Annotated in this window: 26 protein-coding genes and 1 pseudogene; 17 read left to right on the top strand and 10 right to left on the bottom strand. The window is 73.4% G+C overall.

What is annotated here, in order from left to right; all coding sequences use genetic code 11:
* The first annotated feature begins 88 nt into the window (after positions 1-88).
* The 5 genes from AMETH_RS11710 (at position 89) to AMETH_RS11685 (ending at position 5,924) form a co-directional block, all read left to right on the top strand.
* Positions 89-865, top strand: coding sequence for a cyclase family protein (locus AMETH_RS11710; RefSeq protein ID WP_017981658.1), 777 nt, complete (start codon positions 89-91; stop codon positions 863-865).
* Complete coding sequence (locus tag AMETH_RS11705; protein ID WP_038532058.1) at positions 862-2,490, top strand: thiamine pyrophosphate-binding protein; 1,629 nt, start codon at positions 862-864, stop codon at positions 2,488-2,490. Before AMETH_RS11710 ends, AMETH_RS11705 begins: the two co-directional genes overlap by 4 nt.
* Before the next feature lie 96 nt (positions 2,491-2,586).
* Positions 2,587-3,252 (top strand): DUF4097 family beta strand repeat-containing protein, encoded by a 666-nt coding sequence (locus AMETH_RS11700; protein WP_017981656.1) that lies wholly within the window; start codon positions 2,587-2,589, stop codon positions 3,250-3,252.
* 237 nt (positions 3,253-3,489) lie between these two features.
* Positions 3,490-4,494 carry a TerC/Alx family metal homeostasis membrane protein gene (locus tag AMETH_RS11695; protein WP_017981655.1) on the top strand — a complete coding sequence of 335 codons (1,005 nt, stop codon included), beginning with the start codon at positions 3,490-3,492 and terminating at the stop codon, positions 4,492-4,494.
* 284 nt (positions 4,495-4,778) lie between these two features.
* The gene (locus AMETH_RS11685) at positions 4,779-5,924 is read left to right on the top strand and encodes a metallophosphoesterase (RefSeq protein ID WP_026153023.1); all 1,146 of its coding nucleotides are present in this window, start codon (positions 4,779-4,781) and stop codon (positions 5,922-5,924) included.
* Between the two features lie 48 nt (positions 5,925-5,972).
* Here the strand turns inward: AMETH_RS11685 and AMETH_RS11680 are convergent, their stop codons facing one another.
* Both AMETH_RS11680 and AMETH_RS11675 read right to left on the bottom strand, forming a co-directional pair.
* Complete coding sequence (locus AMETH_RS11680) at positions 5,973-6,653, bottom strand: NADPH-dependent F420 reductase (protein ID WP_017981651.1); 681 nt, start codon at positions 6,651-6,653, stop codon at positions 5,973-5,975.
* Positions 6,650-7,687, bottom strand: coding sequence for an LLM class flavin-dependent oxidoreductase (locus tag AMETH_RS11675; protein WP_017981650.1), 1,038 nt, complete (start codon positions 7,685-7,687; stop codon positions 6,650-6,652). The genes AMETH_RS11680 and AMETH_RS11675 overlap by 4 nt, the downstream gene beginning before the upstream one ends.
* A 95-nt stretch (positions 7,688-7,782) precedes the next feature.
* Between AMETH_RS11675 and AMETH_RS11670 the strand changes: the two genes are divergently transcribed.
* Entirely contained in the window at positions 7,783-8,268 is a 486-nt protein-coding gene (locus AMETH_RS11670; RefSeq protein ID WP_017981649.1) for a MarR family winged helix-turn-helix transcriptional regulator, read from the top strand.
* A 179-nt stretch (positions 8,269-8,447) separates the two neighbouring features.
* Here the strand turns inward: AMETH_RS11670 and AMETH_RS39140 are convergent, their stop codons facing one another.
* Complete coding sequence (locus AMETH_RS39140; protein ID WP_017981648.1) at positions 8,448-8,651, bottom strand: hypothetical protein; 204 nt, start codon at positions 8,649-8,651, stop codon at positions 8,448-8,450.
* 83 nt (positions 8,652-8,734) lie between these two features.
* Here AMETH_RS39140 and AMETH_RS39135 point away from each other — a divergent pair, with 83 nt between their 5' ends.
* Positions 8,735-9,433, top strand: coding sequence for an FAD-dependent monooxygenase (locus AMETH_RS39135; RefSeq protein ID WP_017981647.1), 699 nt, complete (start codon positions 8,735-8,737; stop codon positions 9,431-9,433).
* 10 nt (positions 9,434-9,443) lie between these two features.
* On the opposite strand, the gene AMETH_RS11660 is transcribed toward AMETH_RS39135, so the two are convergent.
* Positions 9,444-10,268 carry a thioesterase family protein gene (locus AMETH_RS11660; RefSeq protein ID WP_017981646.1) on the bottom strand — a complete coding sequence of 275 codons (825 nt, stop codon included), beginning with the start codon at positions 10,266-10,268 and terminating at the stop codon, positions 9,444-9,446.
* 79 nt (positions 10,269-10,347) lie between these two features.
* Positions 10,348-10,563 carry a hypothetical protein gene (locus tag AMETH_RS11655; RefSeq protein ID WP_017981645.1) on the bottom strand — a complete coding sequence of 72 codons (216 nt, stop codon included), beginning with the start codon at positions 10,561-10,563 and terminating at the stop codon, positions 10,348-10,350.
* Between the two features lie 173 nt (positions 10,564-10,736).
* Between AMETH_RS11655 and cmtR the strand changes: the two genes are divergently transcribed.
* Positions 10,737-11,069, top strand: coding sequence for a Cd(II)/Pb(II)-sensing metalloregulatory transcriptional regulator CmtR (gene cmtR / locus AMETH_RS11650; protein ID WP_017981644.1), 333 nt, complete (start codon positions 10,737-10,739; stop codon positions 11,067-11,069).
* A complete protein-coding gene (locus AMETH_RS11645; protein WP_017981643.1) occupies positions 11,066-11,698 on the top strand; it encodes a cation efflux transmembrane domain-containing protein in 633 nt (210 codons plus the stop codon). The genes cmtR and AMETH_RS11645 overlap by 4 nt, the downstream gene beginning before the upstream one ends.
* A gap of 1 nt (position 11,699) precedes the next feature.
* On the opposite strand, the gene AMETH_RS11640 is transcribed toward AMETH_RS11645, so the two are convergent.
* Entirely contained in the window at positions 11,700-13,211 is a 1,512-nt protein-coding gene (locus AMETH_RS11640; RefSeq protein ID WP_017981642.1) for a PucR family transcriptional regulator, read from the bottom strand.
* A gap of 107 nt (positions 13,212-13,318) precedes the next feature.
* Here AMETH_RS11640 and AMETH_RS11635 point away from each other — a divergent pair, with 107 nt between their 5' ends.
* Both AMETH_RS11635 and AMETH_RS11630 read left to right on the top strand, forming a co-directional pair.
* A complete protein-coding gene (locus AMETH_RS11635) occupies positions 13,319-14,572 on the top strand; it encodes an NAD(P)/FAD-dependent oxidoreductase (RefSeq protein WP_017981641.1) in 1,254 nt (417 codons plus the stop codon).
* A 3-nt stretch (positions 14,573-14,575) separates the two neighbouring features.
* The gene (locus AMETH_RS11630; protein WP_017981640.1) at positions 14,576-15,172 is read left to right on the top strand and encodes a GreA/GreB family elongation factor; all 597 of its coding nucleotides are present in this window, start codon (positions 14,576-14,578) and stop codon (positions 15,170-15,172) included.
* Positions 15,173-15,241: 69 nt separating this feature from the next.
* Here AMETH_RS11630 and AMETH_RS11625 read toward each other — a convergent pair whose 3' ends face one another.
* A complete protein-coding gene (locus AMETH_RS11625) occupies positions 15,242-15,817 on the bottom strand; it encodes a dihydrofolate reductase family protein (protein WP_017981639.1) in 576 nt (191 codons plus the stop codon).
* A gap of 138 nt (positions 15,818-15,955) precedes the next feature.
* Positions 15,956-16,480, bottom strand: coding sequence for an imine reductase family protein (locus AMETH_RS11620; protein WP_017981638.1), 525 nt, complete (start codon positions 16,478-16,480; stop codon positions 15,956-15,958).
* A 103-nt stretch (positions 16,481-16,583) separates the two neighbouring features.
* Here AMETH_RS11620 and AMETH_RS42885 point away from each other — a divergent pair.
* From AMETH_RS42885 to AMETH_RS39125, 3 genes and pseudogenes are all read left to right on the top strand, one after another.
* A pseudogene (locus AMETH_RS42885) lies at positions 16,584-16,781 on the top strand (winged helix-turn-helix domain-containing protein); the annotation flags it as partial.
* Between the two features lie 125 nt (positions 16,782-16,906).
* Positions 16,907-17,152: a hypothetical protein gene (locus tag AMETH_RS39130; protein ID WP_017981637.1), complete on the top strand. Its 246-nt coding sequence runs from the start codon at positions 16,907-16,909 to the stop codon at positions 17,150-17,152.
* Positions 17,153-17,340: 188 nt separating this feature from the next.
* Complete coding sequence (locus AMETH_RS39125) at positions 17,341-18,036, top strand: tetratricopeptide repeat protein (RefSeq protein ID WP_026153021.1); 696 nt, start codon at positions 17,341-17,343, stop codon at positions 18,034-18,036.
* Positions 18,037-18,603: 567 nt separating this feature from the next.
* Here AMETH_RS39125 and AMETH_RS11610 read toward each other — a convergent pair.
* The gene (locus tag AMETH_RS11610; protein ID WP_017981636.1) at positions 18,604-18,987 is read right to left on the bottom strand and encodes a PPOX class F420-dependent oxidoreductase; all 384 of its coding nucleotides are present in this window, start codon (positions 18,985-18,987) and stop codon (positions 18,604-18,606) included.
* 29 nt (positions 18,988-19,016) lie between these two features.
* Complete coding sequence (locus tag AMETH_RS11605) at positions 19,017-19,604, bottom strand: TetR/AcrR family transcriptional regulator (protein ID WP_223843123.1); 588 nt, start codon at positions 19,602-19,604, stop codon at positions 19,017-19,019.
* A gap of 87 nt (positions 19,605-19,691) precedes the next feature.
* On the opposite strand from AMETH_RS11605, the gene AMETH_RS11600 reads away from it, so the two are divergent.
* From AMETH_RS11600 to AMETH_RS11590, 3 genes are all read left to right on the top strand, one after another.
* A complete protein-coding gene (locus tag AMETH_RS11600; protein ID WP_223843122.1) occupies positions 19,692-21,074 on the top strand; it encodes an MFS transporter in 1,383 nt (460 codons plus the stop codon).
* A gap of 107 nt (positions 21,075-21,181) precedes the next feature.
* Positions 21,182-21,616 carry an OsmC family peroxiredoxin gene (locus AMETH_RS11595; RefSeq protein WP_017981633.1) on the top strand — a complete coding sequence of 145 codons (435 nt, stop codon included), beginning with the start codon at positions 21,182-21,184 and terminating at the stop codon, positions 21,614-21,616.
* Between the two features lie 96 nt (positions 21,617-21,712).
* Positions 21,713-22,057 (top strand): alcohol dehydrogenase catalytic domain-containing protein, encoded by a 345-nt coding sequence (locus AMETH_RS11590; RefSeq protein WP_017981632.1) that lies wholly within the window; start codon positions 21,713-21,715, stop codon positions 22,055-22,057.
* Positions 22,058-22,255 lie beyond the last annotated feature (198 nt).

The raw sequence follows: 22,255 nt of genomic DNA, 5'->3' as shown, positions 1-22,255 counted from the left end.
GCCCGGGGACCGTTGCGCGGATGGCTAGTCTCGTTCCGAGCGCGGGCCGCGCACGACCGCCGGAGCGCCACGATCCGAGGAGGTTCCGATGCCCGTCCTGGCCGATCTGCTGTCCGCGCTGCGGAGCAGCCGCGTCGAGGTCGTCGACCTGACCGCGCCGCTGTCGGCGAGCACACCGGTGCTGCAGCTGCCGCCGCCGTTCGCCAACACCACCGGCTTCCGGCTGGAGGAGATCAGCCGCTACGACGACCGGGGCCCGCGCTGGTACTGGAACGACATCCACACCGGCGAGCACGTCGGCACGCACGTCGACGCGCCCAACCACTGGCTGTCCGGCAAGGACGGGCCCAGCGTCGACCAGATTCCGCTGCGCACGCTCATCGGACCGGCCGCCGTGCTGGACATGTCGGCGCGGGTCGCCGACGATCCAGACTTCCTGCTGGGCATCGACGACGTGCGCGAGTGGGAACGCGAGCACGGGCCGCTGCCCGAGGGCGGCTGGCTGCTCTACCGGACCGGCTGGGACGCGCGCTCCGGCGACCAGGACAGCTTCCTCAACGTCAGCGACGGCGCCTCGCACACCCCGGGCGTGTCGCCGGAGTGCGCGCAGTGGCTCGCCGAGGAAGCCCCGATCGCGGGGTTCGGCGTGGAGACCGTGGGCACCGACGCCGGCCGCGCCGCCGAGCTGGAGCCGATCTTCCCGTGCCACGACCGCCTGCTCGGCGCGGGCAAGTGCGGGCTCACCCAGCTGCGCAACCTCGCGCAGCTGCCGCCGACCGGCGCCCTGCTGGTGGTCTCGCCGCTGCCGATCGTCGGCGGGTCGGGCAGCCCGGCACGCGTGTACGCGTTCGTGGAGCGGGCGTGATCGTCGCCGAGGCGGTCGGGCGCGTCCTGGCGGAGCTGGGCGCCGGCCCGGTGTTCGGGGTGGTGGGCAGCGGCAACTTCCACGTCACCAACGCGTTGCGAGCGGCCGGGGTCGCCTTCCACGCCACCCGCCACGAGGGCGGCGCGGCCACCGCCGCCGACGCGTGCGCGCGGATGAGCGGCCGGGTCGCGCTCGTGTCGACCCACCAGGGCTGCGGGCTGACCAACGCGGTCACCGGCATTGGCGAGGCGGCCAAGAGCCGCACCCCGCTGATCGTCCTCACCGCCGAGTCGCCCGCCGCCGATCCGCTCAACAACTTCCGCATCGACCAGGACGCGCTCGCCCGCGCGGTCGGCGCGGTCGCCTTGCGCGTGCACAGCCCGGAGACCGCGGTGGCCGACACAGTCCGCGCGTACCGGACCGCGCTGCACGAGCGCCGCACGGTCGTGCTGAACCTGCCGCTGGACGTGCAGGCCGAGCCCGCGCCGCCGCTGGAAGCTGTCGAGCCGGTGCCCGCCCCTCCCGCACCGGAGCCCGACGCCGCGTCGGTGGTCGAACTGGCCGCGCTGCTCGCCGCCGCGGAGCGCCCTGTGTTCATCGCCGGCCGCGGTGGCCGGGGCGCGGGCGCGGAGATCCGGGCGCTCGCCGAGGCGTGCGGCGCGCTGCTCGCGACGTCCGCGGTGGCACACGGCCTGTTCCACGGCGACCCGTGGGCGCTGGGCATCTCCGGCGGGTTCGCCTCCCCGCTGGCGGCGGAACTCGTCCGCGACGCCGACCTCGTCGTCGGCTGGGGCTGCGCGCTCAACCGGTGGACCACCCGCCGCGGCAAGCTGATCGGCCCCAGCGCGCGTCTCGCGCAGGTCGACCTGGAGCCGAGCGCGCTCGGCGCGCACCGGCCGGTCGACGTCGGCGTGGTGGGCGACGCGGCGGCGACCGCCCGCGCCGCGCTCGCCGAGCTGGGTGACCAGAGGAAATCCGGCTACCGCTCCCCCGCGCTGCGCGACCGGATCGTCGCGCGGGCCCGCTGGTCGGCCGCCGACTACCGGGACGAGTCGACCGCGGACCTGATCGACCCGCGCACCCTGTCCGCGGAGCTGGACCGGATCCTGCCCGCCGAGCGCGTGGTGTCCGTGGACTCGGGCAACTTCATGGGCTACCCCAGCGCGTTCCTGGACGTGCCGGACGAGTTCGGGTTCTGCTTCACCCAGGCCTTCCAGTCGATCGGGCTGGGGCTGGCCACCGCGATCGGCGCGGCGATCGCCCAGCCCGGGCGGCTGCCCGTCGCCGCGCTCGGCGACGGCGGCTTCCACATGGCGGCCCAGGAACTCGACACGGCCGTGCGGCTGGGCCTGCCGCTACTGTTGGTCGTCTACAACGACGCCGCGTACGGCGCGGAGGTGCACCACTTCACCGGCGACCACACGACCGTCCGGTTCCCGCCGACCGACATCGCCGCGATCGGGCGCGGGTTCGGCTGCACCGGGGTGACCGTCCGCACCGTCGCCGACCTGCGGCAGGTGTCCGAGTGGCTCGCGGGTCCGCGCGAGAAGCCGCTGGTCGTGGACGCGAAGATCACCGACGACGGCGGGTCGTGGTGGCTGGCGGAGGCCTTCCACGGCCACTGACGTCCCGTGTCAGCGGCGGCGTCAGCGCGGTGGCGGTCCCGTGTCAGGAGAGCGGGCGATGGTGTTCTCATCAAGCCGCTCACCAAGGAGAGACCGATGCAGAACTTCGCCACCACCGCCCCGATCGCCACCGTCCTGACCGTCCCCGCCGGGCGCATCCACCTCACCGCTGCGGACCGCGCCGACACCGCCGTCGAGGTCGCCCCGGCCAACCCGGGCAAGAGCCGCGACGTGCAGCTGGCCGAACAGACCACCGTCACCTACGCCGACGGTGTGCTGCGGGTCGAGGCGCCGGAGTCCCGCAACCAGTTCTTCGGCCCGTCCGGTTCGGTCGCGGTCACCGTGCGGCTGCCCGCCGGCTCCCGCGTCGACGTCACCAGCTCCGCCGCCGAGCTCCGCGCCACCGGCCGCTTCGGCGACGTCACGGTGGAGGGCGCCTACCGCGACATCCACCTCGACGAGGCCGCGACGCTGCGGTTCACCGCGACCGACGGTGACGTGGCGGTCGGCCGGGCCGGCGGCGCCACGGAGATCACCACCGCCCGCGGGGACATCCGCCTCACCGAGGCCGTCAGCGGCACCGTCGTGCTGCGCACTCAGGTGGGCGACATCACCGTCGGCGCGGCGGCCGGTGTCTCGGCCACCCTGGACGCCGGCACCGACGACGGCCGGATCAGCAACGCGCTGAAGAACAACGGCAGCCCGGAGCTGACCATCCGCGCCACCACCTCCCAGGGCGACATCGCCGCCCACAGCCTGTGACACAGGGCTCGCCGGCCGGCACGCGCCGGCCGGCGAGTGGTCCGTTGTGGACGGTCGGAGCCACTGCCGGGTGACCACCCTTTACAACCTGTCCGATTTGTCCGATACTCGGTCGCGAGGGGAGTACTTCCCACGGTTCCAGACCGGTCAGTACGGACACCCGGCGTGTCCCCGGCAGGGCGCCCGTGACGGCGGGTGAAGGAGACCTCGAACGCTGACGGTGTTCGAGGAGGCCCCATGTCGCACCAGTCCGCGGTCGCCGCTGCCGCGCCCGCGTCGTCGATCGGCAGCCCGTGGTTGTGGGTGATCAGCATCGCGGTGCTGCTGGCCCTGCTGGCGGCCGATTTCCTCGTGACGCGGCGGCCGCACGAGGTGTCGCTGCGCGAGGCCGCCGGGTGGTCGGTGGTCTACCTGACCCTGCCGCTGGCGTTCGCCTTCTGGTTGTGGACCGCGTTCGGCGGCGCGCAGGCGCTGGAGTTCGCCACCGGGTTCGTCGTGGAGAAGTCGCTCTCCGTCGACAACCTGTTCGTGTTCATGCTGCTGCTGGCCGCGTTCGCGGTGCCGGCCGAGGTGCAGCAACGGGTGCTGCTCTACGGCATCGTCGGCGCGCTGGTGCTGCGCGGGATCTTCATCGCCGCCGGTGCCGCGCTGCTGCAGGCAGGCACCTGGGCGTTCCTGGTGTTCGGCCTGGTCCTGTTCGCCTCGGCGGTGAAGATCCTGCACGAGGCGGTCAGCGGCCCGGAACCGGACCGCGACGTGTCGCGGATGCGCTCGGTGCGGCTGCTGCGCAGGCTGATGCCGGTCACCGACGACTACCGCGGCACACGCATGGTGGTCCGCGAGCGCGGACGGCGCGCGCTGACCCCGCTGACGCTCGTGGTGGTGGCCGTCTTCGCCACCGACGTGGTGTTCGCCGTCGACTCGGTGCCCGCGGTCTACGGCATCACCGAGGACCCGTACCTGGTCTTCGCCACCAACGCCTTCGCGCTGCTCGGTTTGCGTGCGCTGTACTTCGTGCTGCACACCGCACTGGCCAAGCTCACCCACCTCAACCACGGGCTCGCCGTCATCCTGGCGTTCATCGGGATCAAGCTCGTGCTGCACTGGGCGCACGAGGTCTGGCCCGCGGTGCCGACCATCCCGACCCCGGTCTCGCTGCTGGTCATCGTGCTGGTCCTGGCGACCGTGACGGTGACAAGCCTGCGGTCCGGGAAGCGCGCCGCGGAGCGGAGCCCGTCATGACCGGCCTGCTGGTCGACGCGGCCCTGATCACGCTGCTCGTCCTCGCCGCGCTCGTCACGGTCGTGGTCCTGCTGGACGCGCGGCCGCCGCGCTGAGCCGCCGTTCACCGGCGAAGCGACCTACCAGCGGTCCCCGACCACGAACCGGTGCGGGGCCTGGTTCCGTGCCGCACCGGAGCTCGGACGCGCGGACCACGCCGATACGGTTGACCCGTTCGTGTCCGTCCCAGCCGCCTGGAGCACGTCCTGACCGCCATCCTGTTCGGCCTCGTCGTCCTCGCCGCGATGCTCGTGCTGCACGGCTACCTGTGGTTCCGGCTGGTCCGCGCCACCACCGTCGCCGGGCGGGCGCGGCGGCGGCTGACCGTGGTCACCGTCGTCCTCGCCGTGCTGCCCGCGGCCGCTCTCGCCGGGCGCCGCGTGCTGCCCTGGTCCGCGCAGGTGCCGCTGGACTGGGTGGCCTACAGCTGGCTCGGCCTGGCGTTCTACGCGTTCCTGGCGTTGCTGGCGCTCGAACCGGTGCGCTGGCTGCTGAACCGGCGACGACCGGAACCGCCGGCCGGGCCCGGCGCCGTGGAGGCTCCGCCCGCCCCGTCGCGGCGGCTGTTCCTGGCCCGCTCGCTGGCGCTCACCGCCGGGGCGGTCGCGATCGGCACCGCGGGCACCGGGGCCGTGCTGGCCAACTCCGCGCCCGTGGTGCGCCGGGTGCCCATCGCGATCGCCGGTCTCGACCCCGCGCTGGAGGGCTACCGCATCGTCACCTTCTCCGACGGGCACCTGTCCACCACCTACGGCGGCAGCCGGTTCGAGCGCCTGGCCGAGACGGTCAACGCCCAGCGGCCGGACGCCGTCGCGATCGTGGGCGACCTGGTCGACGGCGAGGTGCACGAGCTGCGCGAGGACGTCGCCCCGCTGGCCGACCTGGTCAGCGATCAGGGCGTCTACTTCGTCACGGGCAACCACGAGTACTTCGTGGACACCGAGGCCTGGCTGCGGCACCTGCCGACCCTCGGGGTGGACGTGCTGCGCAACGAACGGGTCCCGCTCGGCCGCGGGGGCGCGACCTTCGACCTGGCCGGCATCGACGACCGCACCGCCGCGCGCTCCGGAGTCCCCGGCCACGGCGCGAACCTCGACGCCGCGCTCGACGGCCGGGACGACAATGTCCCGCTCGTGCTGCTGGCCCACCAGCCGGTGCAGGTCGAACAGGCCCGCGCGGCCGGCGTGGACCTGCAGCTGTCCGGCCACACCCACGGCGGGCAGCTGTGGCCCTTCGACTACGCCATCCGGCTCGACCAGCCGGCTGTCGAGGGCCTGTCCCGCCACGGCGACACGCAGCTCTACGTGACGGCCGGTGCGGGCTACTGGGGCCCGCCCATGCGCGTCGGCGCGCGCCCGGAGGTCACGGTCATCGAACTGACCCGCGGTTGAGCTCCGCCTACGCACACTGCAGCACGAGCCGGCTCCGGTCTCACAGTTTCACCCGTCGAGCGTGCGCGCCTTGGCTACCTGCCGTCCCCGTTCGGAGTCCGGGAAACGGTCGAGGATCGCGCGGAGTTCGGCGGCGGTGACGTTGGCTCCGAAGGCTTCCGAGCCCGGTTCGAGTCGCACCCCCTCGGCCAGCGGCCCGGCGGTGACCGGGTCGAAGCCGAGCGCGTCGACGAGCTCCGCCACCGCCGCGACGTCCGCCGGGTCGTCCCCGGCGATGGCGATCGCCTTGCGGTCCGGGGCACCGGCGGGGCGGGCGCCGTCCTCGAGGTCGTGGTATCCCAGGTGGTTGAAGGCCTTCACGACGCTGGCACCGGCCACAAAGGACTGCACGGCCTCGCTCGACGAGGTGCGTGGGTCGTCGAAGTCCTGGCGGATGCCGTCGACCTCCCACCAGTAGTTCATCGCGTCCACGACCAGCTTGCCCGCCAGCGCCTCGGCGGGGATCTCGCGGTACTTGCCCAGCGGCAGCGCGAGGATCACCACGTCCGCCTGCCGAGCCGCATCGGCCGCGGTGGTCGCGATCGCGCCCGGGGTGAGGACGTCGACAGTGAGCGCGATCTTCTCCGGAGCCCCCGATCCGGCGATGAGCACGTGGTACCCGGCCGCGAGCGCGAGCCGCGCCAGCACCGTGCCCACCTTGCCTGCGCCGAGGATGCCGATGGTGGTCACTTCTCCTCCGACAGGATGTCGCGGACCATCGGGATCACCTTGGTGCCGTACAGCTCCACCACCCGCAGGCGGGCGCTCGCCGGCTGCGAACCGCTGCTGTAGATCATGTCGAACCGGCCGACGCCCAGGTCCGTCACCGCGCGGGCGATCTTGCGAGCGACCGTCTCCGGCGATCCGATGTAGAGCGAGCCGTGCTCGATTTCGGCGTCGTACTCCTCGCGGCGGATCGGCGGCCAGCCGCGCTGGCGCCCGATCCGGTCGCGGATCACCCGGTACCGCGGCCAGAACACCTTGCGGGCCTGCTCGTCGGTGTCGGCGACGAACCCCGGCGAGTGCATGCCGACCGGGTGCGCCGTCGTGCCGAACTCCGCCGCCGCCCCGCGGTACAGGTCCAGGTATGGCGCGAACCGCTTCGGCGGGCCGCCGATGATCGCCAGCATCAGCGGCAGGCCGTAGTGCGCGGTGCGGACCACCGACTGCGGCGAGCCGCCCACCCCGACCCACGTCGTCAGGCGCCCCGACTCCGTCTTCGGGTAGATGTCGGCGTCCTCCAGCGCCGGGCGCAGCGTGCCGCTCCAGGTCACCGGCTTCTCGTCGAGCAACCGCGCGAACAGCTCGATCTTCTCCTCGAACAGCTTGTCGTAGTCGGCCAGGTCATAACCGAACAGCGGGAACGACTCGGTGAACGAACCCCGGCCGAGGATCACCTCGGCGCGCCCGTTCGACAGCGCGTCGACCGTGGCGAACCGCTGGAACACGCGCACCGGGTCGTCGGAACTGAGCACGGTCACGCCGGAGGACAGGTGGATCCGCGACGTACGAGTGGCGATGCCCGCCAGCACGGTCTCCGGCGAGGAGATCGAATACTCGGGGCGGTGGTGCTCGCCGAGCGCGATCACGTCCACACCGATCTCGTCGGCCAGCACGGCCTCCTCGACGACCTGCCGGATCGCCTGCGCGTGCGACATCGGACGGCCGTCGTCGTCCTCGGGAACGTCGCCGAACGTGTCGAGCCCGAACACCAGATCAGACATGAGAAGGCTCCTCCGAGAGCACCGAGTAATTGACACGTCAATCTGTCGCTTCCCGTCATACGCCGGTATGATTGACGTGTCAACCAGGAGGGTTCATGAGTCCAGCACGACGGCACCGGGTCCTGCCCACCACCGACGAACTGCGGGTGTGGCGCGGGTTCATCGAAACCGCGGAGGCGCTGCGCGGCGAGCTCGGCTCGCGGCTGCAGAGCGAGGCGGGCCTGTCCTCCGGCGACTACACGGTCCTGCTCGCCCTGAGCGAGGCGGACGGGCAGCGGCTGCGGTCCTCGCAGCTGGCCGCGCGCGTCGGCTGGGAACGCAGCCGGCTGTCGCACCACCTGGGGAGGATGGATCGGCGCGGCCTGATCCGGCGGGAGAACTGCACCACCGACAGCCGCGGAGCCGAAGTCGTCCTGACCGAAGAGGGCGCGGCCGCCTTCCGCGCCGCCACGGTCCCGCACCTGACCGCGGTGCGCGAACTGTTCGTCGACGCGCTGAGCCCGGAGCAGCTCGCCGCCGCGGGCGAAATCGCCGCGGCGCTGGGCCAGCGGGTCGCGGCCCGGCGCAGGCGCCGCCCGTGATTACCTGGTAGTGCCGGTCCCAGGCAAGAACAGTCCTGCCACGGCGCGGGCCGCCGCCGTTGACTGGAGTCATGCGAACCACTGATCACGCAGCGGCCGTTGTCGTCGGCGGGTCGCGCCGGCCTGATGGCCGCCCTGGGTCTGGCCAAGTTCGGCATCGCGGTGACGGCCCTCGAACGCTACGGCCCGCAGCCCGCGGCGGCGCGGCCCTGGGCGGCGCCGAGAGCAACCTGCACCGCCTCGTCGGCCCGGACGGCCTCGCCGGCCCGAAGGCCACCGCCGCCGCGCTGAACGGCTCGCGCCCCCACCTGCAGAGCTGGGCACAGGCGCACGGCCTGCTGCACCGGGCCGCGGAGGCGGACCCGCACATCGACCTCGTCCACGGCGCCCGCGCCGTCGAGCCAGCCAGGACGAGACGTCGGCGTGGGCGCGGACCGCGGACGGCGCGATCCACCGCGGTGATCTCGTGGTGGGCGCCGACGGGCACCGCACCGTGGTCCGCCGCGTCGTCGCCCCCGAGCCCCCCGACGCGGCCTTCGCTGGGTACGTCATCTGGCTGGGCATCGCCGCGGAGCCGGAACTGGACGTCGAAGCCTGGCCGCCGGGCATGGACATCTTCGACGCCGGGGCCGACTGCCTCCTCGGCTCCCCGCTGGCCGAGTCCGCGCCGCCCGGCCACCGTCGCCCGGGCTGGGCCTGGTTCGACCGGCGCCGCAACGACCTGCTGCGCGCCACCGGGTGCGTCGACGGCGACGTGGTCCAGCACTCCCTGCGGTCGGCGGACCTGACGGCGAGCCTGATCGCCGAACTCGACGACGAGGCCGCGCAGTGGCCGGCGGCGTGGCGGGACGCGGTCCGGGCCTGCCTGCGCCGCCGCGGGGTCACCGGCACCCCGGTCGCCGAGTACGTCCCGGACCGGCTCGTGCGCGGCCGGATCGCGCTGGTCGGCGACGCCGCACACGTCTCCACCCCGATGACCGGCCGCGGGTTCGCCGTCGCGCTCACCGACGCCGAGGTGCTCGCCGACGAGGTGGCCAAGGCCGTGGCCGAAGCCCGCGACGACGCGATCTCCGCCGCCCTGCGCAGCTACCAGGACCGCTCGCTGGGACGGGCGCGGGAACTGGTCGAGTCCGGACAGCGGTTCAGCCGCTCGTTCGCCGGCTGAGCACGGCTCCTCAGGCGGGCGGGTCGAGGCGGATGCCGGCCAGCTGGGTGGCCTGGGCGACCAGGCGGCCGCGGCTGTCCCACACCAGGCACACCTCGTCCACGCGGTTGCCTTCGATGAGCTGCGCCTTGTGCAGCACCCTCACCGGCCCGGGAGCAGGCAGCGCGCGCACGTAGGCGGTCAGCTCCAGCGTCGGCACCCAGCCGGTCAGCGCAATGTCCAGCGTCGCGGGCGGGAAGGCGTCCACGGCGTAGAGCAGGGACAGCGGGTCGAAGTCCGCGCCGCCGGGCAGGCCCAGCCAGCCGCGCAGCACGCCCGCCCCGCTCGGGGCGCCCCGGCCGAAGCCCAGGTCCTCGGGCTGGATGCGCAGGTCGACCTGGTCCATGATGACCGGCCCAGGACCACCTCCGGCCGGGCCGGTGACCGGGACGCAGTCGGCGTACTCGCGCCCCTCCGGCTCGGGCATGCCCTCGCCCCAGTACGGCTTCGACTCCGCGTCGAGCGCGCCTAGCGTGAACATCGCCTCGACGCACGACGTGTCGTTCTGGGTCAGGCGGGCCCGCACCTGGCTCGCCGACCGGCCGGTCCGCAGCACCTCCACGCCCAGCTCCACCGGGCCCGGCTCCGGCGCGCGCAGGTAGTGCGCGCTGGCCGCGAGCACGTCCCGGTGGGACGCCGAGGAGGTCGCGGCGCGCCCGAGCATCGCCAGCAGGTAGCCGCCGTTGGGCTTGCCGCCGATGGTCCACTCGGGGTGGGCGGCGGCGGTGAAGCGCCCCGGGGCGACCTCCTCGACCCGGCTGACGTCGGCGAAGGTGGTGGTGGCTTGATCGGTCACGCTCGGTTCCTTCGGTGCTGGTGCGTTGGCTACCCGCAGCCTCGCACACACCACCCGCGTGCCGGCAACGTCACTCCCGTCACGCGGCCGGGCCGTGCCGGGTGGCCAGGCCGGCCTCGACGAGCTGCTCCATCACCCGCCACACCTCGTCCGCGTCGAGGCCGGTGAGGCTCGCCAGGTCGTCGAGGGGGTACGGCCCGGCCCCGTGGCGGGCGACGACCTCCAGGATCGCCTCGACGACCTCCAGGTCGTGGTCGCCGGCCGGGCTGGGGTGCGGTTCCGGTTCCTGCTTCACCCCACCAGCCTGACCGGCCCCCGGCGCGGCGACCACGGCCGTTGGACCCGGTACCTGACGGGACTTTGGTCGACGCCGCGTCGCCGGCCCGATAACGACCTTTGTGGACAGTCCTAAGTGCTCCCACGACCCGGCACTTCCAATAGGTCAGCCATCGCTGTACTGTTCTCCCCATGCTGACCTGTGAGACGCGCGGCGCGGCGCTCGCCCGGCTGGGCCGGGCACTAGCCGATCCCACCCGGTGCCGCATCCTGGTGGCCCTGCTGGACGGCGTCCACTACCCCGGTCAGCTGGCCGCCCAGCTGAACCTGTCCCGCTCCAACGTGTCCAACCACCTGGCCTGCCTCCGCGGCTGCGGCCTGGTCGTCGCCACCTACGAGGGGCGGCAGGTGCGCTACGAGCTGGCCGACCCGCACCTGAAGAAGGCCCTCGGCGAGCTGGTGCACGTCGTCCTGGCAGTGGATCCCGGCGAGCCCTGCCTCGACTCCGCGAGCGCGACCGGATGAGCGAGCACGCCGACGGCTGCCGAACGCCCGCGCTGACCGGGCGGCGGGCCGTGCTGTCCCGCCGGGTGCGGCTGCTCGTCGCGGCCACGATCACCTACAACGTCGTCGAAGCCGTGGTCGCGATCTCCGCGGGCACGGTCGCATCGTCGACGGCGCTGATCGGCTTCGGGCTGGACTCGGTGATCGAGGTCGCCTCGGCCGCCGCCGTGGCCTGGCAGTTCTCCGGCGCCGACCCCGAGGCCCGCGAGCGGACGGCGCTGAAGGTGATCGCGGCGTCGTTCTTCGCGCTCGCCGCCTACGTCACCGTCGAGTCGGTGCGCAGCCTGGTCGGCGCGGAACCGGCCGCGCACTCGACCGTCGGCATCGCGCTGGCCGCGGTGTCGCTCGTGGTCATGCCGTTCCTGTCCTACGCGCAGCGCCGCGCGGGCCGTGAACTCGGCTCCGCCAGCGCCGTCGCCGACTCCAGGCAGACCCTGCTGTGCACCTACCTGTCCGGCGTGCTGCTGGTGGGCCTGCTGCTCAACTCGCTGCTCGGCTGGTGGTGGGCCGATCCGGTCGTGGCCCTGGTGATCGCCGTGGTCGCGGTGAAGGAAGGCCGCGAAGCCTGGCGCGGCGAGCACTGCTGCTGAACTAATCGTGCACGGCCATGGCGATCAGCATCGCCAGGCGTTGCGCCGGATCGTCCAGGTCCAGGCCGGGCACCGCCGCCGTGACGCGGCGCAAACGGTTGCGCACCGTGTTCTGGTGGACGCCCAGCACCGCCGCGGCGCGGCCCAGGTCGCCCTGCGCCTCCAGCCAGGCGCGCAACGTCGGCAGCAACTCGGGCGCCTCGTGCCCGGCCAGCCGCGCCACCGGACCGCGCGCGGGGATCCGGCCGGTCGCCGCGGCGGACCGCAGGCGTTGCAGCAGCACCTGGTGCCAGGATTCGTCGTAGCAGACGGCCTCCCCGCGGCCGAGCCGGTCGTGCAGGGTCAGGCACTCGTCGGACTCGCGGCGCCCGGACGGCAGCTCCGCGACCTCGCACTCCCCGGACACGCCCGCCACGATCCGCAGGTGCGCGGGCAGGCCGGCGACCAGCTGCCGCACCCAGTGGAACGCCGGCGCGGGATCGGCGGCGGGCAGCACAGTGTAGACGGTGTTGCCGAACAACGTGCTGCGCCCGACCCGCGACCACCCGAACCCGGTCGTGGCCCGCTCGAACGCCAGCAGGAGCCCGGCGTTGCGTTCGGCCTCGGTGTGCGCCCGCACCGCGACGACCCGCAGCCCGGACGCGGGCAGGCCCAGTTTCCGGACAACCGCGTCCGCGTCCGGGTCGCCTTCGAGGAGCTGGATGACCAGCTCGGACTCCACCTGCCGTTCGAGGTCCGCGCTGACCCGCCACCGCAGCAGGTGCAGCGCCACCGTGCGCGCCCCGTCGACGAGGATGTTCGCGCGCGCCGCGTCCAGGGGCGCGGTGCACGACACCCACAGCGATCCCAGCAGCTCCCGGCCGGCGCGGACCGCGACGACCGAGCGCCCGTGCAGACCGTGCTCGGGCGCGGCAGGCACGAACAACGGCTCGTCGGACCGCGCGAGGTGGGTGAACACACCCTGCCGTTCGAACAGCGCCCGCACCCGGTCCGGCACGCGGCGGCCCAGGATCGTGTCCTGCCGCACCGGATCGGCCTCGCGCTGCTCGCTGGAGTAGGCCATCACCCTGGACAGCTGGTCCTCGATGGTGACCGGCCCGCCGACCGCGGCAGCGATCGTGTCGGCCAGCGCGGACAGGTCGGCCGGGCCGCGGCCGGACTCGGTCTCCCGCCCCTCCAGCACCAGCCCATAGACCACGCCGGCGACCTGGCTCCAGGACACGCTCGGCTCGACCACGAGCACGGCGATCCCGTCCGCGTCGCGCAGCAGGTCCGGCGCCGGGTCCTCGGTGGTCCGCACGACGAGCACGACCGCCCTGGCCTGCCGCGCGAGCCGGATCGCCTCGGCCACCGTGGCCACGCCGACGGCGAGGAAGATGTCGCCGGCCGGCGACTCCTGGCGCACCGGGTCGTGCAGGGCGACGCTGCGCAGCCCGGCCTCGCGGTCGGCGGATCCGCACAGGCGGGCGCCGTAGCTGCCCAGGATCGTGATCAGACGGTCGAGCTTGACCATGTGCCCACCCTACAAGCACAACCCGGCAAATTGTGCGATCCGGACACCCGGTGGCCTCCGTGGGCGGGCGATGCTCGGGGGGAGGCGAAAAGTCAGGGAGGTAGCCGGTGGATGAGACCGCTCAGGGCCCCCGCTCCGCCGTCATCGTCGGCGCGGGGATCGTCGGGCTGTCGACGGCCTGGTTCCTGCAGGAACACGGGGTGCGGGTGACCGTGCTGGACCGCACGGGCGTCGCGGCAGGCGCGTCCCGCGGCAACGCGGGCTGGCTCTCGCCCGGGCTGGCGATCCCGCTCAACGAACCGGAGGTGCGGCGCACCGGGTTTGCCTCGCTCGTCCGGCGAGACGCTCCGCTGCACGTGCCGCCGACCGCGGACCCGGCGCTGTGGTCGTTCCTGCTGCGGTTCGCCGCGCACTGCACCTGGCCGGCGTGGCGCCGGGTGGTGGCCGCGAACCTGGCGCTGAACGACGACTGCCTGGACGCCTTCGACACCCTCGTCCGCGGTGGCGTGGCGGCGGAGACCGTCGAGGCCCCGATCACCGCCGTGTTCGAATCCGCCGGTGCGGCCGCGTCGCTGCTGGCCGAGCTGCGGCGCTTCACCGCGGCCGGAGCCCGTGCCGACCACACGGGCCTGACCGCGACGCAGGTCCGCGCGCGACTGCCGCAACTGTCCGGTCACGCGGGCGCGGGGATCGAGTTGCCCGGCCAGCGCTACGTCGACCCCGGCCGGTTCGTCCGGGCGCTCGCGGACTCGGTGCGCCACCGCGGCGGCACCATCCGCGCCGGGTTCGACGTGCGGTCGATCCGCCCGCACCGGCACGCGGTGACGGTCATCTCCCGCGACAACGTGAGCTTCTCAGCGAACGTCGCCGTCCTCGCGACTGGGGCGTGGATCAGCCGTCTAGCCGGGAAACTCGGCGTGCGCGTGCCGGTGCGGGCCGGGCGCGGCTACTCCTTCACGGTGCCCACCGAGACGCCGCTGCGGCAACCCGTGTACCTGCCCACGGTGCGCGTCGCGTGCACGCCCTACCTCGGCGCGATGCGCGTGGCCGGGACGATGGAGTTCCGCGGCCCCGACGACCCGCCCGACGAGCGGCGCGTGCAGGCGATCGTGCGGTCCGCGGCGCCGTTCTTCGAGGGCGTGCGGTGGGCCGAGCGCAGCGACACGTGGGTGGGCCCGCGTCCGGTCAGCAGCGACGGGCTCCCCATCATCGGCGCCACCGCCGAGCCGGGGGTGTACATCGCAAGCGGGCACGGCATGTGGGGCCTCACGCAGGGGCCGGTCACCGGGAAGCTGCTCGCCGAACACGTCGTCACCGGCAAGCAGCCGGAGTCCCTGCGGCCCTTCGACCCGCTGCGGTGAGCCATGGGATCCACCGAGGACCTGGAGTTCCTGCGCGCGGAGAACGCGCTGCTGCGCGTGGAACGGGACATCCTGCTGCGCGTCGCGGCCGGCTTCGCCGACGACGCGAACGCCACCCTGCTCCGGCGGCGCACCGCCGCCCGGCCGAACGAAGGAGGTAACGCGATGGACACCGTGTGGCTGACCGAGGAGGCGTACGCGCGCCTGAGCGCGGAGCTGTCCGCGTTGCGCGCCCCGGAGGACGACGATCCGGAGGACCGGGAAATGGCTCTGCGGCAGCGAAAGGCGCGCACGCGTGAGCTGGAGGACCTGCTGCGCCGCGCCGTCGTCGGGCAGACGCCGCCCGACGACGGCGTCGCCGAACCGGGCATGGTGCTGACGGTCCGGTTCGACGACGACCCGGAGCCGGAGACGTTCCTGCTCGGCGTGCGCGACGGCGCGGGCGACGACCTGGAGGTGTACTCCCCCGGCTCGCCGCTGGGCCGCGCCCTGACCGGCGCCCGTCAGGGCGAGTCCCGGACCTACACCGTGCCGAGCGGCGCGACGGTGCGGGTGACGCTGCTCAGCGCGGTCCCCTACGGACGGCACGGCGTGTCCTGAGCAGACGTCACCGCGGGCCGAACCTGCCCACTCCGACCACGCCGCCGCGGGGACCTGTCCCGCCGTGGATCAGCGGACCACGTCGTAGACCAGCTTCTGGATGCCGTTCGAGTAGGACTCGCTCTCCAGCAGCTTCAGGCCCTGCTTGTCCTTGTCGGTGTCGCTGAACAGGCGCTTGCCCGCGCCGAGCAGGACCGGGAACACCAGCAGGTGGTAGCGGTCGATCAGGCCCGCGTCGGACAAGTTGCGGTTCAGCGTCGCGCTGCCGTGCACGATGATCGGCCCGCCCTCGGTCTCCTTCAGCGCCGCCACGTCGTCCAGTGACCGCAGGATGGTGATCTCGCCCCAGTTGGTGACGAGCTCCTCGTCCTTCAGTGTGGTCGACACGACGTACTTGGGCATGGCGTTGTAGCCGGGGAACTGCTCGGTCATGCCCGGCCACACCGGGGCGAAGGCCTGGTAGCTGACGCGGCCCAGCAGCATCGCGGTGGCCTCGCCCTGCTCGCGGGCCTTGATCTCGTAGGCCACCTCGTCGAACTCGATGCACTGGAAGGTCCAGCCGGCGTTGCGGTAGCCCGGCTCGCCGCCGGGAGCTTCGACGACGCCGTCGAGCGAGACGAAGGCGGTGGTGATCAGGGTGCGCATGGAGGACTCCTTCGGTTCATCCGACGATGCTTTCGTCAATGCATCGATCGAGCATCGCCGGATTCGACACCTCCCGCGAAGTTTTTCAGACGGCCGGACTGTGCGGTGCCCGTGCCGGGCACGAGCACCGCGCCGGGCTCACCGCTTCGCGACGACCTCCCACAGGCTGGTCCAGTTGTCGCCGCCGTGGCCCGCGGCGATCGCGCGGTCGTACTGCGACTTGACCGCCTCGGGCAGGGCGGGGTCCACGCCCGCGTCCCGGCACGCCTGCAGGATGTGCTCCGCGGTCGCGCCCATCATCGTGGCCGTGCTCAGGTCCCCCGGGTAGGTGCGCGCCCGGGTCTGGGTCACCGTCTCGTCCAGGTACGAGGCCGCCAGACCCGAGACCTCCTTGGCGAAGGGCACCAGCCGCGCCGGGTCGGCGCCTTCGGCCGCCAGCAGCGCGAAGGCCTGCAGGTACGCCGACAGCGAGGTGAGGAAGACCGTCAGCCGCGCCTGGTAGAGCAGCTGCGCCAGGCCGTGGTCCTCCCCCCGGTACTCGGGCCTGCCGATGTGCCGCAGCACCGCCTCGTGCTCGGCGAAGACGGCCCGGGGCCCGCTGTAGAACACGTACGAGGCCTCGGTTCCGACGAGCGGCGCGGGCACCACGATCCCGCCGCCCACCAGCGTCGTCCCCGTTCGGCGAGCCAGGCCGCGGCTTCGCGGGTGCGCTGCGGGGTGTCCGAGCTGAGGTTGACCACGACACGCCCGGCCAGCGCCTCGCCGGATGTTGCGCGCGGTGATCGGCTGGAGCTGGGAGTTGCTGTCCACTTCGGAGCGTGAGGTGCTGCGGCGGCTCGCGGTGCACGCCGAGGGATGCGGGCTGGAGGCGGCCGAGGAGGTGTGCGGGGGCGAGCCGGGCACGGTGGTGAACGTGCTGGGGCGGCTGGTCGACCGGTCGCTGCTGGTGTGCGAGCACGGCGAGCTGGGCCCGCGGTATCGGCTGCTGGAGTCGGTGCGCGCGTACAGCCTGGAGCGACTGGCCGAGGCGGGCGAGACCGAGCCGGTCCGGTCCCGGCACGCGCGGCGCTCGCGGAGCGTGCGGACCCGTTGCTGCGCCGCACCGGTCAGTGCCAGTGGCTGGAGACGCTGGACGCGGAGTCGGCGAACCTGCGGGCGGCGCTCGACACGCTGGTCCGCCAGGGCGCGGCGGACGAGGCGCTGCGGTTGGTGACGAGCCTGTCGTGGTACTGGTTCCTGCGCGGGCGGCTGGGCGAGGCGCTGCGCTCGTTACGGGCGGCGCTGGCGGTGCCGGGCGAGGTGGCGCCCGGCCGCCGGGCCGCGGCGCGGACCTGACCGGGGCGTCGAAACTGACCGGCGCGGCCCTGGACGGGTTCGCGTCGCTGGGTGACCGGTGGGGCACGGCGGCGGGGCTCGCCGATTCGGCCAGTCAGCTGATCGCGCGTGGTGAGCTGGCGAAGGCCCACGCGGCCGCGGAGGAGAGCGCTGCGATCTTCGCGGAGGTCGGTGACCGGTGGGGCTAGGTGCAGGCGTCGTTCGCGCTGGGCACGCTGGCCGAGTTCGAGGGCCGCTACGCCGACGCCGAGCGGTTGCACACCGAGAGCCTGCGGCGGGCCGAACAGCTGGGGTTGTGGCCGGAGGTGTCCTACCAGCTGTCGTGGCTGGGCCGGACCGCGTTGCTCGCGGGGGATTTCGCCGAGGCGCGGCGCCTGCACGAGCGGGCGGAGCGGGTGGCGGTGGAAAGCGGTTTCATGCCGGGCGAGATGTACGCGCGGACGGACCTCGCGCTGGGCGCCCGCCGGGAGGGCGCGCTGGACGAGGCGGAGCGGCAGTTGCGGGTGCTGCTGGACTGGCACGGGCTGGTGGAGCACGAGCCGGGCAACACCCTGGTGTGCGCCGAGGTGGGTTTCGTGGCCGAACTCCGCGGCGACGCCGAAGGGGCGTTCACCTGGCACCGGCGAGCGCTGGACATCGCCCGGCGGGCCAGGGACCCGCAGGCGGTCGCGCTGGCGCTCGAGGGCCTGGCCGGCGCCCACGCCCTGACCGGAGCCCACACGCCGGCGGCCCGCCTGCTGGGCGCCGCCGACCACGCCCGCCGCTCCGTCGGACCCCCACTCCCCCAGCCGAACGCGGCGACGTCGACCGCATCGAGACCAAGGCGCGCACAGCCCTCAGCGAGGAAACCTACGCATCCGAACACGCCCTCGGCGCCGGCCTGACGCTGGACGACCTGATCGCGGAAGGCCAGCCCGCGTGACCACCTCCGGCGTCGATCACAGGTGCCTGCCGACCCGCGGACGGCATTAGCTCGCGTGCGCCCGGCGCTTCACCGCCAGCCCCGCTCCGAACCCGCCGCGGACGCCCAACTCGCACAACCCGGCACCCGCGTGGCATTCCCAGGACCGTTCACCGCACCCGCCCGAACCCACCGCCCGCACCCGCGCCGCCACCGGCACAGCATCCCCAGCCCCATCTACCCACCTGCCGGGCCACCGGCAGCGACGCCCAACCCACCACCACCCGGCCCTGCACCCGCACCCGCACCCGCACCCGCACCCGCACCCGCGGAGCATCCCCACCCCGCCATCAGCGCTCCCCCGAGGGAGGCTCCTGCTGATCCAGCACCGAATCCGCCGCCAGCCTCGCCCCCCAATGCCTGCCCGGGCAGGCGTTGCCTCGCCACCCGACTCGCCCTCGCCACCCGCCTGTGCCGGACCGTCCACTTCGGCCGGTCGAGAACCTTGACCTCGGGCGCGACCAGCACCGGGCTCAGCCAGCGGCCCTGATCACCCCACCGATCGGCTCGCGCGAGGACCGTCGAGTCCCCACGCGATGATCCGCCCCGCCGTGATCCGGATGATCTCCCGCGAGAAGTACGGCACCGGCGGCTCCTGGTCGGTCAGCGCCACCGCGCTGCCACGGATCTCCACCCCGCGCGGCACCCACGGATCCACCGTCGCCAGGTCGTCCACCACCAACGACACCGTGCTGCCCCGCTGGACGTTGCGAAACTTCTTCGACGCCCCGAGCGCGTGCCCGCCGATGACGATCCCGCCGTCGGTGACGAAGAAGTTGACCGGGTTGTTCTGCACCTGCCCGCCCGGCGACACCGTGGCGAGCCGGCCGAGCGGCTGGGACTTCAGGTAATCCGGTTCTGCTTCCGTGAACACGGGCGCGATTCTGCGGGTTGACGCGAACGTCAACGCATGTCCGGCGGCGCCAGCAACGACCGGACCGTCGCGCTCACCACGGCGGGCGCCTCCTTCGCGCTCAGCCGTCCGGCGCGGTTCTCCTCGGCGGCCCCATTGAGGACGTAGTGCACGACGTTGACCAGCCACGTGATCGGCAGATCCGTCCGGAACACGCCCTGCCGCCGGCCCCGCCGCACGAGGTCCTCGACCCGGTTCGCCGCGTCGCCGTGCAGTTCACGGATGCGCGCCGCCGGCAGGAGACCTTCGGCGGCCTGCAGCAATCTCGTCGACTCGGCCACGAGCGACCAGCTGGGCGCGATCAGCCGGGCCAGCGCGTCCCGCGCGTCGCCGTCGAGGTCGACCTCGGACAGGACCTCCTCGCCTGCCCGGATGGCGTCGGCGAGCGCGGCCTCGACCAGCGCAGCGCGATTGGGGAAGTGCCCGTACAACGTCATCCGGCCCACCCCGGCGGCCTTCACGATGTCGTCGATGCTCGCGTCCGGATCCCGGCTGAGCACCTCCCTGGCGGCGGTGACGATGCGGGCGATGCTGCGCTCGGCGTCGGCGCGCCGGCGCGGTCGTGCGGAAGTGCTCACCACCGCAGTCTAGCTCGTACGGGAATGTACGAGTTAGCATGACGCTAGTAAGTCGTACTTCGTCATACGAGTTAACCGGAGATGATCATGTCGGATTCGTTCGCAAGACCTGGTGCGCACCCGCTGCGGTGGCGCCTCCTCGGTTTCCTCGGGGTCGCCCAGCTGATGCTGATCCTCGACGTCACGGTGGTGGCGATCGCGCTGCCGCACATCGAGACCGACCTCGGCATGAGCCGCGAGGCGATGACCTGGGTGGTCAGCGCCTACACGCTCGCCTTCGGCGGGCTGCTGCTGCTCGGCGGCAGGCTCGCCGACCTCGCCGGCGCCAAGCGGATCGCGCTCGCCGGCCTGCTGATCTTCACGCTGGCTTCGCTGGTGACCGGGCTGGCCGGGTCGTCCGCCGTGCTGCTGGGCGGCCGGATCGCGCAGGGCGTCGGCGCGGCACTGCTGTCGCCGTCGGCGTTGTCGCTGGTCGTGGGGCTCTTCGACGGCGACGAGCGGAACAAGGCACTGGGCGTGTGGTCGGCGCTGGGCGGCGGCGGCGCGGCTCTCGGCGTGCTGCTGGGCGGGCTGCTCACCGCCGGGCCGGGCTGGCCGTGGGTGTTCTGGATCAACGTGCCGATCGGGCTCGTCATCCTCGCCGCGCTGGCGCGGATGCTGCCGGGCACCGCGCCGGTGGTCCCGGGCGCGCGGCTGGACGTGCTGGGCGCGCTGCTCGTCACCGCCTCGTCCGGGGCGCTGGTGTACGCCCTGATCAACGCCGGGGACCAGGGCTGGCTGACCGCGACGACCGGGTGGCTGGTGCTGGCGGCCGCGGTCGGGTACGTGGCGTTCGTGGCGTGGCAGCGCCGGACGAAGGCGCCGCTGATGGACGTGCGGCTGCTGGTCCGCCGCCCGGTGGCGACGGGCACGTTCCTCATCCTGATGGCGACGGCGCTGACGGTCGCGGTGTTCTTCCTCGGGACGTTCTACTTCCAGCAGGAGCGCGGGTTCAACGCGCTGGTGACCGGGTTGCTGTTCCTGCCGGTGGCGTTGCTGACGATCGCCGCGGCGAACCTCACCGGGCGGGTCATCGGGCGGTTCGGCGCGCGCCCGCTCGCGGTGGCCGGGCTGCTGGTCGCCGCGATCGGCCTGACGGTGCCCGCGCTCGTCATGAACGCCGTGGTGGTCGCGATCAGCATCGCGGTCGCGGGCGCCGGCACCGGGGTGCTGTTCGTGGTGGCGTCGGCGACGGCTCTGGGGCAGGTCGCGCCGCACGAGGCCGGGATCGCGTCGGGGATCGTGAGCACGTTCCACGAGTTCGGGGCTTCGCTGGGGGCCGCGGTGGTGTCGAGCGTCGCGGCGGCGAGCCTGGTCGCGGAGACGCTCGCCGGGTTCCGCGGCGGGTTCCTGGTGTTCGCCGTGACGGCCGCGGTGGCCGCCGTCGCCGCCGGCGCGCTGTCCCCGGGCCGCCCGTCGGTCAAGGTCTGAGCGAGCAAGACCTCCGGCCCCGGCGCGGACTGGCGCGCGGCGGACGGCTGCGAGGACAATCTGGAGCGCCTGCCAGCCGCGCGGCGCACGACCGAAGGAGGTCCGCCATGACCGACCGTCAAGCCACCACGACCTGGACCGGCGACCTGCCGAGCGGGTCCGGGGAGACCAGCCTCGACACGTCGAAGCTGACCACGTTCGCGGTTTCGTGGCCCGCCCGTGCCGAGGAAGCCGGCGGCAAGACCAGCCCCGAGGAGCTGATCGCGGCCGCGCACTCCTCGTGCTACTGCATGCAGCTGTCCGCTCTGCTCGGACGCGCGGGCACCCCGCCGGAGCGGATCCGGACCACGGCGACGGTGTCGTTCGGCCCGAAGTCCGGTGGCGGGTACGAGATCAAGGGCATCGCGCTCGCGGTCCGCGCGACGGTGCCGGGCGCGAGCCCGGACGACTTCCGGAAGATCGCCGAGGACGCCAAGGAGACGTGCCCGGTCTCGGCCGCACTGACGGGCACCACCATCACCCTCGACGCCGAGCTCGAGTGACGGCGGTTCACGATCTGAAAAACCCGTGCTGTGACACGGTTCGCGATCATTGGAGGCGCGCGCCGGGCCGTTGCCAACTTCGCGGACGTGACAACGATGACGGCGGTGGTGCACGGGAACGCGACGGGACTCACGGGGGTGCGGGTGGCGGAGGTGCCCGCACCGCGGCCGGGACCGGGCGAGGTCGTGGTCGCTTTCCGCGCGGCCGGTCTCAACCACCGCGACCTGTTCCTCGTCGACGCGTGCGGTGCCGGTGACGCGCCGGTCGTGCTGGGTTCCGACGGCGCGGGCGTGGTCGCCGCGGCCGGTCCCGGCGCGAATGTGGACCCCGGGACCGAGGTCGTCGTCAACCCTTCGCTGGACTGGGACGAGCCCGGTGACGTACCGGAGGCGCCCGCCATTCTGGGCGTGCCCACCGACGGCACGTTCCGATGGCACTGACCCGGCTGTACATGGCCATGTCGCTGGACGGCTACATCGCAGGCCCGACGATCGCCCCGGCCAGGAGCTGGGGCGCGGCGGCGGGCGGTTGTTCAACTGGCTGGACCACCGGAACGAACCCGGGCCGGATGGCCAGGTGTTCGCCGAGCCGATGGCCACCAGCGCGGTGATCTCCGGGCGTCGGACGTTCGAGCTGGC

This window comes from Amycolatopsis methanolica 239 (genome assembly GCF_000739085.1).
GTDB classification, from domain to species: domain Bacteria; phylum Actinomycetota; class Actinomycetes; order Mycobacteriales; family Pseudonocardiaceae; genus Amycolatopsis_E; species Amycolatopsis_E methanolica.
The sequence above is the reverse complement of the archived record's forward strand: the minus strand, read 5'-3'. Positions and strand labels throughout refer to the sequence as shown.

Coding starts and splice junctions, on each gene's coding strand:
- AMETH_RS11710 (WP_017981658.1), top strand. CDS start 89: ATGCCCGTCCTGGCCGATCTGCTGTCCGCGCTGCGGAGCAGCCGCGTC.
- AMETH_RS11700 (WP_017981656.1), top strand. CDS start 2,587: ATGCAGAACTTCGCCACCACCGCCCCGATCGCCACCGTCCTGACCGTC.
- AMETH_RS11695 (WP_017981655.1), top strand. CDS start 3,490: ATGTCGCACCAGTCCGCGGTCGCCGCTGCCGCGCCCGCGTCGTCGATC.
- AMETH_RS11685 (WP_026153023.1), top strand. CDS start 4,779: ATGCTCGTGCTGCACGGCTACCTGTGGTTCCGGCTGGTCCGCGCCACC.
- AMETH_RS11675 (WP_017981650.1), bottom strand. CDS start 7,687: ATGTCTGATCTGGTGTTCGGGCTCGACACGTTCGGCGACGTTCCCGAG.
- AMETH_RS11670 (WP_017981649.1), top strand. CDS start 7,783: ATGAGTCCAGCACGACGGCACCGGGTCCTGCCCACCACCGACGAACTG.
- cmtR (WP_017981644.1), top strand. CDS start 10,737: ATGCTGACCTGTGAGACGCGCGGCGCGGCGCTCGCCCGGCTGGGCCGG.
- AMETH_RS11645 (WP_017981643.1), top strand. CDS start 11,066: ATGAGCGAGCACGCCGACGGCTGCCGAACGCCCGCGCTGACCGGGCGG.
- AMETH_RS11640 (WP_017981642.1), bottom strand. CDS start 13,211: ATGGTCAAGCTCGACCGTCTGATCACGATCCTGGGCAGCTACGGCGCC.
- AMETH_RS11630 (WP_017981640.1), top strand. CDS start 14,576: ATGGGATCCACCGAGGACCTGGAGTTCCTGCGCGCGGAGAACGCGCTG.
- AMETH_RS11625 (WP_017981639.1), bottom strand. CDS start 15,817: ATGCGCACCCTGATCACCACCGCCTTCGTCTCGCTCGACGGCGTCGTC.
- AMETH_RS11600 (WP_223843122.1), top strand. CDS start 19,692: ATGTCGGATTCGTTCGCAAGACCTGGTGCGCACCCGCTGCGGTGGCGC.
- AMETH_RS11595 (WP_017981633.1), top strand. CDS start 21,182: ATGACCGACCGTCAAGCCACCACGACCTGGACCGGCGACCTGCCGAGC.
- AMETH_RS11590 (WP_017981632.1), top strand. CDS start 21,713: ATGACGGCGGTGGTGCACGGGAACGCGACGGGACTCACGGGGGTGCGG.